Annotated in this window: 13 protein-coding genes; 11 read left to right on the forward strand and 2 right to left on the reverse strand. The window is 72.2% G+C overall.

The features are described 5' to 3' along the window. Window positions 1–10 precede the first annotated feature (10 nt). Complete coding sequence (locus tag ACIBCJ_RS34550) at window positions 11–592, reverse strand: hypothetical protein (protein WP_365979691.1); 582 nt, start codon at window positions 590–592, stop codon at window positions 11–13. Window positions 593–1,039: 447 nt separating this feature from the next. On the opposite strand from ACIBCJ_RS34550, the gene ACIBCJ_RS34555 reads away from it, so the two are divergent. From ACIBCJ_RS34555 to ACIBCJ_RS34595, 9 genes are all read left to right on the forward strand, one after another. Continuing rightward, window positions 1,040–2,158 (forward strand): thioester reductase domain-containing protein, encoded by a 1,119-nt coding sequence (locus ACIBCJ_RS34555; RefSeq protein WP_365979692.1) that lies wholly within the window; start codon window positions 1,040–1,042, stop codon window positions 2,156–2,158. A 71-nt stretch (window positions 2,159–2,229) separates the two neighbouring features. After that, window positions 2,230–2,502: an acyl carrier protein gene (locus ACIBCJ_RS34560; protein ID WP_362096661.1), complete on the forward strand. Its 273-nt coding sequence runs from the start codon at window positions 2,230–2,232 to the stop codon at window positions 2,500–2,502. Next, window positions 2,502–3,464, forward strand: coding sequence for a ketoacyl-ACP synthase III (locus tag ACIBCJ_RS34565; protein WP_365979693.1), 963 nt, complete (start codon window positions 2,502–2,504; stop codon window positions 3,462–3,464). Before ACIBCJ_RS34560 ends, ACIBCJ_RS34565 begins: the two co-directional genes overlap by 1 nt. Before the next feature lie 10 nt (window positions 3,465–3,474). Beyond that, entirely contained in the window at window positions 3,475–4,446 is a 972-nt protein-coding gene (locus ACIBCJ_RS34570) for a thiamine pyrophosphate-dependent dehydrogenase E1 component subunit alpha (protein WP_365979694.1), read from the forward strand. Further along, entirely contained in the window at window positions 4,443–5,456 is a 1,014-nt protein-coding gene (locus ACIBCJ_RS34575) for a transketolase C-terminal domain-containing protein (protein ID WP_365979695.1), read from the forward strand. The genes ACIBCJ_RS34570 and ACIBCJ_RS34575 overlap by 4 nt, the downstream gene beginning before the upstream one ends. Next, complete coding sequence (locus ACIBCJ_RS34580; RefSeq protein WP_365979696.1) at window positions 5,453–6,571, forward strand: 2-oxo acid dehydrogenase subunit E2; 1,119 nt, start codon at window positions 5,453–5,455, stop codon at window positions 6,569–6,571. Before ACIBCJ_RS34575 ends, ACIBCJ_RS34580 begins: the two co-directional genes overlap by 4 nt. A gap of 226 nt (window positions 6,572–6,797) precedes the next feature. Further along, window positions 6,798–7,055: a phosphopantetheine-binding protein gene (locus tag ACIBCJ_RS34585; protein WP_362096646.1), complete on the forward strand. Its 258-nt coding sequence runs from the start codon at window positions 6,798–6,800 to the stop codon at window positions 7,053–7,055. Beyond that, window positions 7,052–8,314 carry a beta-ketoacyl-[acyl-carrier-protein] synthase family protein gene (locus ACIBCJ_RS34590; protein ID WP_362096643.1) on the forward strand — a complete coding sequence of 421 codons (1,263 nt, stop codon included), beginning with the start codon at window positions 7,052–7,054 and terminating at the stop codon, window positions 8,312–8,314. Before ACIBCJ_RS34585 ends, ACIBCJ_RS34590 begins: the two co-directional genes overlap by 4 nt. Window positions 8,315–8,417: 103 nt before the next feature. Then, window positions 8,418–9,287, forward strand: a complete 870-nt coding sequence (locus ACIBCJ_RS34595) for an alpha/beta fold hydrolase (RefSeq protein WP_365979697.1) — start codon at window positions 8,418–8,420, stop codon at window positions 9,285–9,287. Here ACIBCJ_RS34595 and ACIBCJ_RS34600 read toward each other — a convergent pair. Beyond that, window positions 9,239–10,117 carry an alpha/beta fold hydrolase gene (locus ACIBCJ_RS34600; RefSeq protein WP_365979698.1) on the reverse strand — a complete coding sequence of 293 codons (879 nt, stop codon included), beginning with the start codon at window positions 10,115–10,117 and terminating at the stop codon, window positions 9,239–9,241. The two genes, ACIBCJ_RS34595 and ACIBCJ_RS34600, sit on opposite strands and share 49 nt — an antisense overlap. Before the next feature lie 191 nt (window positions 10,118–10,308). Between ACIBCJ_RS34600 and ACIBCJ_RS34605 the strand changes: the two genes are divergently transcribed. Continuing rightward, window positions 10,309–11,196, forward strand: coding sequence for an RNA polymerase sigma-70 factor (locus ACIBCJ_RS34605; protein ID WP_362096635.1), 888 nt, complete (start codon window positions 10,309–10,311; stop codon window positions 11,194–11,196). 186 nt (window positions 11,197–11,382) lie between these two features. Next, entirely contained in the window at window positions 11,383–12,144 is a 762-nt protein-coding gene (locus ACIBCJ_RS34610) for a GntR family transcriptional regulator (protein ID WP_365979699.1), read from the forward strand. Window positions 12,145–12,280 lie beyond the last annotated feature (136 nt).

Here is a 12,280-nt window from a genome sequence, read left to right on the forward strand (position 1 = left end):
GGCTCCCCGGTCACCGGTGGGTGACCGGGGAGCCAGGCAGCACCCGGCGCAGCCCGCAGGCCATCACCCGGGCGGAGAAGGACACGGTGAACCAAGGGGTGGGCGCCAGTTCGGCCAGCCGCCGCCGTTCGCGCGGCACCTGCCGCGCGCCGCGTCCGGTGACGTCCAGCCACACGCCGAAGTGCAGCAGCCGCGCCTCGGGCCCGGCATCACGCGCGGGGAACGGCCGCATGTGCTCGCGCACCGCACGGGTGAGGGTCGTGCGCCGCGCCGTGCCCACCTGGTGCCGGGCCAGGAAACGGTCGAGCAACTGGGCCGAGCGGAACGGGAATCCACCGCGGCCGAGCGGCGTGCGCCCTACCAGCCCGGCGTCGTGGAACGCCGCCGCGGCCAGCAGGCCGACCCGGTCGTAGGCGGTCCCGTGGGACCGCGCACCGGCGTCGGCCAGCAGGAACGCCCGCAGGGAGTGCACGGCGACCCGGGGTGGCAGGAGCCGGCGCATCTCCGTCAGCGCGGCGCCCGCGAGGGGGTGCCCGAGCAGCTCCGCGAGGGCCGGGCGGCCGAGCAGAGGCTGCCATGCCTCCGGCCACACCTTCGGTGGATCGGAGTGTGAACTCGCCCTGCTGGCAGCGGAATCGGGGCCAGTCGGCATCTCGGGCCCTGCGGCCATGAATCAACCCCCCTTTCTTCGCGACCTCTTGGCTGTGTCTGTCTCATCTGTCTTTACGCTCGGGCCGCCCCCGCCCCCGGCTCTCCCTTTCGCAACACTCCGTCCGCGTAAGCGCGTTGGGGTGAAACCGGCGGCGCGCGATACCGGTGACGCGCGCCGGGCGTACGTTCCGGCCGTCCATTCGGACGGCGTGGCCTGTTCGAATGAATGAGCCCTACTCACCCGTGGTGATGGTGCGGGTGCGGGTGACGGTCAGGAGGATGCGCCCTGTGCTCCCACTGGTGGAAGATTTCTGTACTAGACCTCGTGAGGTACGGGGAGTGTTGAGAGCAGGACCGAATCCCACCTGTGCTGAAATGCGGTGTTGGTATGGCCGGTTTCCCGCTCACCGACGATCTGCGACTTCCGGAGGAAATCGATGCGTCGTCTCTGGCGTATGTTCCCGAAGGGCCGCCTGAGAGAATTCTGCTGACGGGAGCCACCGGATTCCTCGGCGGCTTCCTGCTCGCCGACCTGCTGGATGCCACCGACGCTCGAATCCATTGCCTGGTCAGAGCGGATTCGGCAGCTCAGGCCCGGGAGCGGCTCGCCGGGCAGTTACGCGCCCGGGATGTGCCGGAGCACCACATGTCCCGGATCGACGTCGTTCCCGGCAGCCTGGCGAAGCCGCGGTTCGGCTTGCCCGACGAGGAATTCTCGAAGCTCTCGCACGGCATCGACGTCATTTACCACTGCGGTGCCTGGGTCAATCTTCTGGCGAGTTACCCGATCCTGCGCGGCTGCAATGTGTCGGGGACCCTGGAAATCCTGAGACTGGCGACCCGGACCCGCCGGATTCCCGTGCATTACATCTCGACGATGGGGGTGATCCCGGCGGCCCGGGAGGCCGGTACCGGTGTCTCCGGTTACTGCGCCACCAAATGGGTCGCCGAGCAGCTGGTCGCGCAGGCCGCGGACCGCGGATCGCCCACGATGGTGCACCGGCCCGGCGTGATCCTGGCGGACTCGCGCACCGGCCTGGTGGGGAAGTCGGACTGGTTCGTCCACCTGACGACGGCGAGCATCCGCGCCGGCTGCGCCCCCGACCACCCCGGTCTCCTGCCGGTGGGCACGGTCGACTTCACCAGCCGTGCCATCGTCGACCTGTCCCTGAGCCGGCCGGCCCGAGGACAGGTGTTCCATGTGATCGATCCCGAGCCACTGCCCTTCAGGTCGTACTTCCAGGGCTTCGCGGACGCGGGTGTCGACCTTCCGCTCGTTCCGTTCGACACCTGGCTGGAGCGGCTTCGCGACCTGGGCGACGAGGTCCCCCGCAGCACCCTGCGGCTGGCCGGAGAGACCCTCCGGCAGATGATCCCGGCCCCAGGGCAGGACACCGCCGGCGCCACCGCGCCGTCCGCGCACCGCGCCCCGCCCGTGCTCGACTCCGACTACTTCCGCAGGATGCTCGCGTTCCTGGGCCGCGACGCCGTGCTGCCCGCCCGGTGACACCCGCGCGCGGTCCTCTCCTCCCGTCCCTCTCGTCACCCTCCCCGCACCTCATGAGCTGGAGTTTCCGCATGTCCCCTTTCACTCTGGAAGACCTGGTGGCGATGGTGGCCGAGATCGCCGGCGCCGAAGCGGCCCGGGCGCTCTCGGAGCAGTCGGCCGACGCCCCCTTCACCTCGTTGGGGTTCGACTCGATGGCCGTCATCGAACTGGCCGAGCGGATCCAGGAGCGCTTCGGCGTTCCCGTCCCGGACGAGGCGGTGCACGACCTGCGCACCGTCCGGCGGACCCTCGACTACGTGAACGGCCAGGCAGCCGTCGCCGCGGCGGACGGAGCCCACTGATGGCCCGGGGCGCGGGGCGGCTGACCGGCATCGGCGCCTACCGCCCCGGTGGCCTGCTCACCAGCGCCGAACTCGACACCAGGTTCGGCCATGAGAAGGGCTGGATCGAGCAGATCACCGGGATCCGGACCCGGCTGAAGGCCGACGCCGACGAGACCTTCGTCGAGATGGCCGCGCAGGCGGCGGACAAGGCCCTGGCCCAGGCGGGCCTGCTCGCCGCGGACCTGGACTGCGTCCTGTTCTCCTCCGCCAGCAGCGTCGGCCAGGCAGCGTGCCGGGCCGCCGGTCTCGCCCACCGCATCGGAGCCGGCCGGGCCGGCGGGTTCGACGTCAACGGCGGGTGCGCCGGGTTCGGTTACGGGCTGACCCTGGCCTCCGGACTCATCGCCGCACAGCAGGCGCGTCACGTCCTGGTCGTCGCCGCCGAGCGGCTGAGCGACATCACCGACCCCGACGACTGCGCGACCGTCATGGTCTTCGGCGATGCCGCCGGGGCCGCGGTGGTCAGCGCCGCGGAACACGCCGGGATCGGACCGGCGGTGTGGGGAACCCACGGCCCCGGTGAGCCCTGGATGACCAGCGCCCCGCCCAAACCCGGTGCCGCCGGTCCGTACATGCACATGGACGGCACCCGGGTGGTCCGCTGGTTCGGTTCGCACATGCCGCAAGTGGCCCAGGACGCACTCGACGCGGCCGGCCTCACCTGGGACGACATCGGCGCCTTCGTGCCGCACCAGTGCAACGGGCGGCTGATCGACGCGATGGTGCGCCGACTGCGCCCGCCCGCGCACGTGGCGATCGCCCGCAGCATCGTCACCGACGGCAACACCAGTTCGGCGTCCATCCCGCTGGCCCTGGAGTCGCTGCTCGCCTCGGCCACCGTACGGCCCGGCGACAAGGCGCTGCTGCTGGGCTTCGGCGCCGGGCTGACCTGGTGCGCCCAGGTGGTCGAACTTCCGTAAGGAGTACCGCATGAACGTCACGTCCGCGTCCCCCGCGGCCGACCTCAGGCCCGTCGGCGCACCCGAAGCCGGTGTCGTGGCCCGCCCCCTGTCCCGTCTGTCCGACGCCGATCTCGGCACCCTGCTGATGATCCGCCACTTCGAACTGGCCGTGCTCGAGCTGTTCTCCCAGGGCCGGCTGCACGGCACCACGCACACCTGCCTCGGCCAGGAGTACATCCCCGTCGCGCTCTACCCGCTGCTGGACCAGGGCGACCACGTCTTCAGCAACCACCGCGGGCACGGCCACTACCTGGCCCGCTTCCACGACCCGCACGGTCTGCTCGCGGAGATCATGGGGCGGGCCGGTGCCGTCTGCCACGGTGTGGGCGGCAGCCAGCACATCTACCGCGACCGCTACCTGTCGACCGGCGTACAGGGTCAGAGCCTGCCCGTCGCCGTGGGAGTCGGCCTGCACCTGAAGCGGGCCGAGCCGGGCCGGATCGCGGTGGTCCACATCGGCGACGGCACCTGGGGCGAGGGGGCCGTGTACGAGGCGCTCAACATGGCGCAGCTGTGGCAGGTCCCGGTGCTCGTCGTGGTGGAGCACAACGGGATCGCCCAGTCGACACCGACCGAGCGGCAGATGTCCGGCACCGTCGCGGCCCGGGCGGCGGCCTTCGGCGTCGGTCACCTGCGGATCGACTCCGTGGACGTCACCGATGTACGGGCCGCCCTCACCCCCGTGGTCGAGCAGGTCCGCGACCGGCACCGGCCGTACGTGGTCGAGTGCGTCACCCACCGCGTGGGCCCGCACAGCAAGGGGGACGACACCCGCGCGGCGGAGGTCCGTGAGCGGGCGGCCCGGCACGACTGGTACCGCCGCTACCGGCAGGACCATCCGGCACAGTTCGCCGCCGCCGATCAGGAGCAGGCGGAGGCCGTCGCCGCCGTCGTACGGGAGGTCGGCGCGCGTCCGGCGTCCCGATGGGAGGTCCGATGACCAGGCGCCAGCGCGTGGCCGAGAACCTCAACAGCGCACTGCACCACCTCCTCGGCGCCCACCCCGGCACGTACCTGATCGGCGAGGACGTCGCCGACCCCTACGGCGGGGCGTTCAAGGTGACCCGGGGGCTCTCCGACCGCTTCCCGGACCGGGTGCTGTCCTCACCCCTGAGCGAAGGCGGCATCGCCGGCGTGGGCGCGGGACTGGCCCTGTCCGGCAACCGGTCCGTGGTCGAGATGATGTTCTCGGACTTCGCCGCGCTGGCCTTCGACCCGCTGCTGAACTTCGCCGCCAAGTCCGTGTCGATGTACGGCCGCAGGGTCCCGATGAGCATGGTCGTCCGCTGCCCCACCGGCGGCAACCGGGGGTACGGCCCGACGCACAGCCAGAGCCTGCAGAAGCACTTCCTCGGCATTCCCTCGCTGCACCTGCGGGAAGTCTCCCCGTTCCACGACAACCGGCGCGTACTGACCGCGATGCTCGACCGCGGGGAGCCCGGTGTGCTCTTCGAGGACAAGGTGCTCTACACCCGCGCCATGTACCAGGACGGGGTCGTGGACGACCTCTTCCGCTACGAGGTGCTGGCCGATCCCAGCGAGACCGCCCGGGTGTTCGCGCCGGACTGCGGGGCCCCTGACTGGATCCTCCTGGCCCCGGGCGGGCTCACCGAACGGGCCGTCACCGCCCTGCGCACCCTGCTCCTCGAAGAGGAGATCACGTGTGAACTGCTGGTGCCCTCCCAGCTCTACCCCTTCGACTGCAAGGCGCTGCTCCCGGTGCTGTCCCGGGCCGACCGCATCTGTGTCATGGAGGACTCCACGGCCGACGGGACCTGGGGCGAGCTGCTCGCCCAGCAGATCCACGAACAGCTGTGGAGCCGGCTGGCCCGCCCGGTACTGCCGCTGAGCGCCGAGCCGAGCATCGTGCCGACCGCGGCGCACCTGGAGCACGGTGTGCTGCTCCAGCCGTCCACCATCCACCGCGCGATCACGGAGGCGACGAAGTGATCGGCGTCGAGCTGCCCACGCTCAACACGAACGACTCCAGCTACACCCTGGTCGAGTGGCTCGTCCCCGACGGCGACAACGTCAAGGGCGAGGAGCCGCTGGCGGTCGTGGAGACCTCCAAGGCCAGTGAGGAGATCGAGAGCACCGGCTCCGGAATCCTGCACGTCCTCGTCGGCGGCGGCCAGGAATGCAGGCCGGGGCAGACCATCGCCTACCTCTTCGAGTCGGCCGAGGAGCGCGACTCCTACCGGGCGTCGGCCTCCGCCCCGGCGTCGGCATCCGCACCCCCCGGCGCCGAGCCGAGCATCACCAACGCGGCCCGTGCGCTCGCCGAACGCCACGGCGTGTCGGAGGCCGAGCTCCGCGGTCTCGGGCGCACGGTCGTCCGTACGGCCGATGTCGAGGCCCTGGTGCGGCGGGCCGCGTCGGCGTCCGCCTCCACCGAGCGTCAACTGTCCAAGCGGCAGCGGACGGTGGGGGCGGTGGTGACCGAGTCGATGCGAACCGTTCCGGCCGCGGCGGCCTACGCCAAGGTCGACGTCGGACAGGCGGAGGAACTGGCCCGGCAGCTGTCCGAGCGCACCGGCAGTTTCGTCTCCCTGCCCGTCCTGCTGATCAAGGCGGTGGCGCGCCGGCACGCGGCCCACCCCCTGATGTTCGCCGCGCTCACCGACGACGGCGCGGTGCGCGAGAGCGAACGGGCCCATGTGGGCGTCACCATGGACGCGGGCCGAGGTCTGTACACCCCGGTGGTGCACGACGCCGCCGAGCTGAGCGGCGACCGGATCGCCGACCTGTTGACCGGCTTCCGGAGCAAGGCGTTCCGGGGCACGTTCCAGGCCGCCGAACTCACCGGGGCCAACATCATGGTCGCCCCGCACACCACCGAGGGCCTGGTCCTGGCCACCCCCATCGTCTTCCCCGGCCAGACCTGCGTGATCTCCGTCGGCGCCGTCGACGACCAGGTGCTCCTGGACGCGCAGGGCACGCCTCGCACCCACCGGTTCGTCCACCTCGGGCTGGTCTACGACCACCGGGTGGTCAACGGCAGGGACGCGATGGCCCTGCTCAAGGACGTCAAGGAGGAGCTGGAGGCACCGGCCGCGCTCGGCTGACCCGCCGACCCGCCACCGCGGGATCCCACCACCGCGGGACTCCGCACCGCGGAAGCCCGCACCACGGAACCCCGCACCACGGAACCCCGCACCACGGAACCCCGCACCGCGGAAGCCCGCACTACGGAACCCCGCACTACGGACCCCCGCCACCGCGGGATCCCACCACCCGGAACCCCGCCACCCCCGGGGTACCGCCCCTCGGTCCGGAAAGGACACCCCTGACATGACCACCGACACCACACCCCACAGCCGCGCCTACGAGCTGCTCACCTCAGTGCTCAGCAACAAGTTCGAAGTGCCCACCGAGGTCATCGTCCCCACCGCGACCTTCGAGCAGCTGGACCTCGACTCGCTGGCCGTGGTGGAGCTCTTCGTCGTACTCACCGAGGAACTCGGCATCGAAGTACAGGACGGCGAGGCCGACCCGGACCTCACCCTGGCCGGCGTGGCCGACCTCATGGTCGAGGCCGTCAAGTCGTGACCGGCGCCCGTCCCGACGTCGCCGTCACCGGTATCGGCCTGGTCACTCCGGCCGGCACCGGCCGCGAGGCCACCTGGGACGGCGTGTGCGCGGGCCGCCCCACCGCCCGGCACGTCCCCGAACTCAAGGGTCTCCCGGTCGACTTCGCCTGCCTCGTGCCGGACTTCTCCCCCCGCGGTCACGTCCCCGGCTCACGCCCCTGGCAGTACGACCGCTTCACCCAGTTCGCCCTCTACGCCGCCCTGGAGGCGGTCTCCGACGCCGGCCTTGACCCGGCCGACTGGGACGCGGACCGCGTCGCGGTGGTCTTCGGCAGCTCGGCCGGCGGCACCGGCACCATGCTGGAACAGCACCGCAAACTGCTCGAACTGGGCACGGCACGCGTCTCACCGCTGCTGCTGCCGATGTTCCTGCCCAACATGGCCACCGGACAGCTCACCATCCATCTGCGGGCCCGGGGCCCGGCGCTGTGCACGGTCACCGCCTGCGCCTCCGGAGCCACCGCCATCGGCACCGCCCTGCAACTCCTGCGCTCCGGGGCCTGCGACATCGCCGTCGCGGGGGCCTCCGACGCGGTCGTACAGCCTTTCTGGGTCACCGGCTTCGACCGGATGGGCGCGCTGTCCCGGCGCGGCGACGACCCGCGGGCCGCCTCCCGGCCCTTCGACACCGACCGGGACGGCTTCGTCATGGCGGAGGGCGGTGCGGCCCTGGTCCTGGAGCCGGCGAGCGCGGCCAGGGCCCGCGGACGCTCCGGCTACGCCCTGCTGGCGGGCTACGGGGCATCGTCCGACGCCCACCACCCCGTGGCACCCGACCCCGAGGGCAAGGGCGCCGCCCTCGCCGTGCGGCGGGCCCTCGACGACGCCGGCGCCGGCCCCGCGGACGTGCAGCACATCAACGCGCACGGCACCGGCACGCCCCTCAACGACGCCGCCGAGGCCCGCATGATCCGTCGCCTCTTCCCGCACGGGCCCTCCGTGACCTCGGTCAAGGGCACCCTCGGCCACCTGCTCGGTGCGGCCGGGGCGGTCGAAGCGGCGATCACCGCCCTGTCCGTGGCCCACGGCCGGGTGCCTCCCGTGGCCAACCTCGAGAAGCAGGAATCAGACGCCGAGATCAACGCCGTCACCGGCACCAGCCGGGCGCAGCCCGTCGACCTCGCCCTGAGCCATTCCTTCGGGTTCGGCGGCCACAACGCCGTACTCGCCTTCAGGAGCTGCCCCGCCGAACCGGAGCGGGAGCCGGCCGCTCCTTGACCGTGAGCATCTCCAGGCGGCGGCAGCGGCCGTCCGAACGACCTCTCCGCCGGTCGCCGCCGGTCACTCAGGTCTCTCCATCCCCCGACGAAAGGAAAAGACCGTGAGTTTCCTCGATCCCCGTGTCCCCGGCGCCAACTCGGACGACGTCGTCGCGGACATCACCGAGGCCCCGCACCGCCTGGGTGCGGTCGCCCAGGCCGGCGGGGCGCAGATCATCGCCACCGTCGACGTACCGGCGGGAGAGGACGACTGGAACACCCCGCCCACCGAGGAGCATCCGCGTCCGGTGGTGCTCGTGCACGGCACCTTCGGCAACCGCGGCTACACGTGGAGCACGGCGGCACCCCTGCTGCGGCAGAACGGCCACCGTGTCTTCCGGCTCGACTACGGCCAGCACGGAAACCCCGTGATCTTCGGCCTCGGCGACATCAAGCGCTCCGCCCGGCAACTGGCCGACTTCGTCGACGAGGTGCTGCGCCGCACCGGCACCCAGCAGGTCGACGTCGTCGGCTTCTCGCAGGGCGGCATGATGCCGCGCTACTACCTGAACGCCCTGGGCGGAGGACCCAAGGTGCGCAACTTCGTCGGCATCGCGCCCAGCAACCACGGAGTCACGGCACAGGGGCTGATGAACCTCGCCCGCCAGATTCCCGGCGCGGTGGAACTCCTCGAACAGGGCGACGTCGGGGAGGTCGTGCCGGCCTGGCCGCAACTCCAGCACGACCACCCCTTCCAGCGCGAGCTGGCCGGTCTCGGCGAGACGACGGAGGGCGTCCGCCACACCGTCATCGCCACCCAGTACGACGACGTGGTCACTCCGTACACGTCGTGCGCCCTCGCGAAGACCGAGGGCCGCTACGTCAACAACATCGTCCTCCAGGACATCGACCCGGACGACCACACCCCGCACGTGAGCATGCCCTACAACCCGACCGTGCTGAAGGAGGTCCTCAGGGCCCTGGCCGACTGAGCCCTGCTGCCGTCCAGGAGAACGCGGGCGACCAGCGCCGGGTCGTCGTTCATCGGGACGTGGCCGCAGCCGCGCAGCCGCACCAGGCGGGCCCGCGGAATGGCGTGCTTGGCGCGTATGCCCTGCCTGGGCAGGAGCAGCCGGTCCCGGTCGCCCCACGCCACGGTGACGGGGACGCCGGGCACGTCGTCGGTGAACAGCACGCTCCGTCCGGCCCGGAGCGTCTCGGAGAACCCCTGCGCGTGCGCGAGCGCCAGCGTCTCGGCGACGACCGCCTCGGGGGAGCGGCGGGCGGGGCGGGCGTAGATCGTGCTCGTCAGCGCGGTGCGGCCGACCGCGGTGCGGGACAGCCGCTCGACCAGCGGGAGGGGCAGGCTCCGGGCGGTCCGGCGCATCCCCGTCAGGACGCCGAAGGCATAGCGCCGCTCGGCCTGCGTCCAGAAACCGGCCGGGGACAGGGCCGTCACCGACCGCACCAGGTTCTCGCGGCCGAGCCCCAGGGCCAGCAGACCGCCCAGCGAGTTGCCGGCCACGTGCGGCCGGTCGAGACCCAGCGCCGCGCAGAAGGCGCCGAGTATCGCGGTCGTCGTCGGCAGATCGTGCGGCAGGCCGTGCGGGAGTGCGGGCGACTGCCCGAACCCCGGCAGGTCCACGGCCACCACCTCGCGCTCGGTCGCGAGGATGTCGACCACCGGGTCCCAGGCCTGCCGGTGGTGACCGATGCCGTGCAGCAGCAGCAGCGGCTCGCCCTCACCCACGCGCGCGTAGGCGAGGGTGACGTCCTGCGGACCGTGCTCGGTGGGGGCCGTGAAGGAGAGCGTTGCGGACACGGGGCTCCTTGGTGCTCCTTGCCGTGAACATGTGATGCAAGAACACGTGTTCACGGGAACGGATGAACGACGATGGTGCGTAGACACCTTGTCAGTAAGAGCTACCGACGGGTAGCCCCTGGTCGCCGGTCGGCCTCGGGCGGGGGCGATTCCGCCTGGACAGGGCGGGACGCGTCCGCTGGGATGGAGCGGTGACCACCGACACCGCGACCGACGTCTTCGAAGAGCACCGCCCCGTCCTCCTGGGAGTCGCCTACCGCATGCTGGGCCGCCTCGCCGACGCGGAGGACGTGGTCCAGGAGGCCTGGCTGCGCTGGTCCGGCGCCGACCGCTCCGGCGTCCGGGAGGCGCGCGGATACCTGGTGCGCGTCACCACCCGCCTCGCCATCGACCGGCTGCGTCAGATCAAGTCGCGCGGCGAGACCTACGTCGGCCCCTGGCTGCCGGAGCCCTACGCCACCGACTTCGGGGACGCCGTGCAGGACACCGCCGAGCGGGCCGTGCTCGCCGACTCGGTGTCCTTCGCCGTGCTCGTCGTCCTGGAGTCGCTGTCACCGCTGGAGCGGGCGGTCTTCGTCCTGAGGGAGGCGTTCGGCTACCCGTACGCGGAGATCGCCGCGATGCTGGAGCGCGGGGAGGCCGCGGTGCGCCAGCTCGCCGGACGGGCCCGCAAGCACGTCGAGGAGCGGCGGCCCCGCTACGACGTCGACCCGGCGCAGCGCCGCGACCTCACCGAACGCTTCCTCGCGGCCGCGGCGAACGGCGACATGGCCGGCCTGCTGGCCACGCTGGCGCCGGACGTACGGCTGGTGGGCGACAGCGGAGGCCGCGCCAAGGCGCCGCTGCGCGTGCTGGAGAGCTCCGACAAGGTGGCCCGCTTCCTGCTCGGCGTGGCGCGACAGGGCATCTCCGACGCCACCTTCCACTTCCTGGAGGTCAACGGCGGTCCGGCGCTGCTGGTCCGCTCCGGCGGGAAGCCCGACTCCGTGGTCCAGGTGGACGTCGCCGACGGCCGCATCCAGTCGGTGTACGTCATCCGCAACCCGGACAAGCTGGTGTCCCTGGCCGACGCCCCCTGACCCGGCATCCCCGCCACCGCTCCACGGCCCCGTACCCCGTCGCCGGACGGGGTCCGGGGCCGTCCTGTCGCGGGATTGGTCTTGACCAAGGGGGTGGGGCGTCTTATGGTCGCAGAGAACTGCAACAACCTTTAATAAACAAGGGCGTCAAAACGCCGCCGGACCACGGCGATTGCGGAGGACAGGGTGGGGACCACGCAGTTGGAACCGGTGCCGGAGCCCAAGTACTGGCACCTCAGGACCGTGCTCAGCGAGGCCCTGGACTCGGAGTTCGAGGTGGGCGAGATCCTGCCCAACGAGCGCGACCTCGCCGCCCGCTTCGGCGTCGCCCGCGCGACGCTGCGCCAGGCCCTTGAGCAGCTCGAACTGGAGGGCAGGCTCCAGCGTCGCCGCGGCGTCGGCACGACCGTGGCCCCGCCGCGCGTCGGCGTGGCCGTGGACACCCGGGAGCACGCCTGGCCGGGAACGGCCGACGACGCCTGGCAGCCGGTCGACTGCCTCCTCGCGGCACCGCCGGCGGCCGTGGCCGACGCCCTGGAGACAGGCCGCGACGAGGACGTCCACACCGTCCGCCGCTCCCGCGTGAGCCACGGTCAGCCCGTCGCCGCGGACCTGCTGTACGTCCCGTCGTCCTCGGTGCCCGGCCTCACCGCCATCGACGCGCCCTCCGGCGCCGCACGCGCGCGAGCCGTACTGCGCGAACTTCAGCGCGGGGTACTGGAGCGGCGGGAGAGCGCCGTGGAGCTGGGCTCGGCGGGCGCGGACGACGCGAGGGAGCTGGACCGTCTCCCCGGCGCACCCGTCCTCGTGGTCACCACCCGCTACCTCACCGAGGGCCGCACCGCCGCGCTCTCCGTCGCCACCTACCGCGCGGACACCTGCCGGCTGACCTTCGGCGACTTCGGCGACGTGGAGATCCACCACGGCCCCGAGACCCAGGCCTCCTGACCGACCCGACCCTTCCGGCCCCCTGCCACCCGATGCCGACCGCGAGAACCGGGCGGGGCCGCTACGGGACCGCAGCAGGCTCGCGCCGGCTCCCGCCGCAACGCCCCCTGGCCTGTCCAACCACGCCGACCCGGCC

Origin of the sequence: Streptomyces sp. NPDC051136, from assembly GCF_044455745.1 — a bacterium.
Lineage (GTDB): Bacteria > Actinomycetota > Actinomycetes > Streptomycetales > Streptomycetaceae > Streptomyces.

Excerpts from the sequence above, each read along its gene's own strand:
- ACIBCJ_RS34570 (WP_365979694.1), top strand. The coding sequence starts at position 3,475 with ATGAACGTCACGTCCGCGTCCCCCGCGGCCGACCTCAGGCCCGTCGGC.
- ACIBCJ_RS34575 (WP_365979695.1), top strand. The coding sequence starts at position 4,443 with ATGACCAGGCGCCAGCGCGTGGCCGAGAACCTCAACAGCGCACTGCAC.
- ACIBCJ_RS34565 (WP_365979693.1), top strand. The coding sequence starts at position 2,502 with ATGGCCCGGGGCGCGGGGCGGCTGACCGGCATCGGCGCCTACCGCCCC.
- ACIBCJ_RS34585 (WP_362096646.1), top strand. The coding sequence starts at position 6,798 with ATGACCACCGACACCACACCCCACAGCCGCGCCTACGAGCTGCTCACC.
- ACIBCJ_RS34555 (WP_365979692.1), top strand. The coding sequence starts at position 1,040 with ATGGCCGGTTTCCCGCTCACCGACGATCTGCGACTTCCGGAGGAAATC.
- ACIBCJ_RS34560 (WP_362096661.1), top strand. The coding sequence starts at position 2,230 with ATGTCCCCTTTCACTCTGGAAGACCTGGTGGCGATGGTGGCCGAGATC.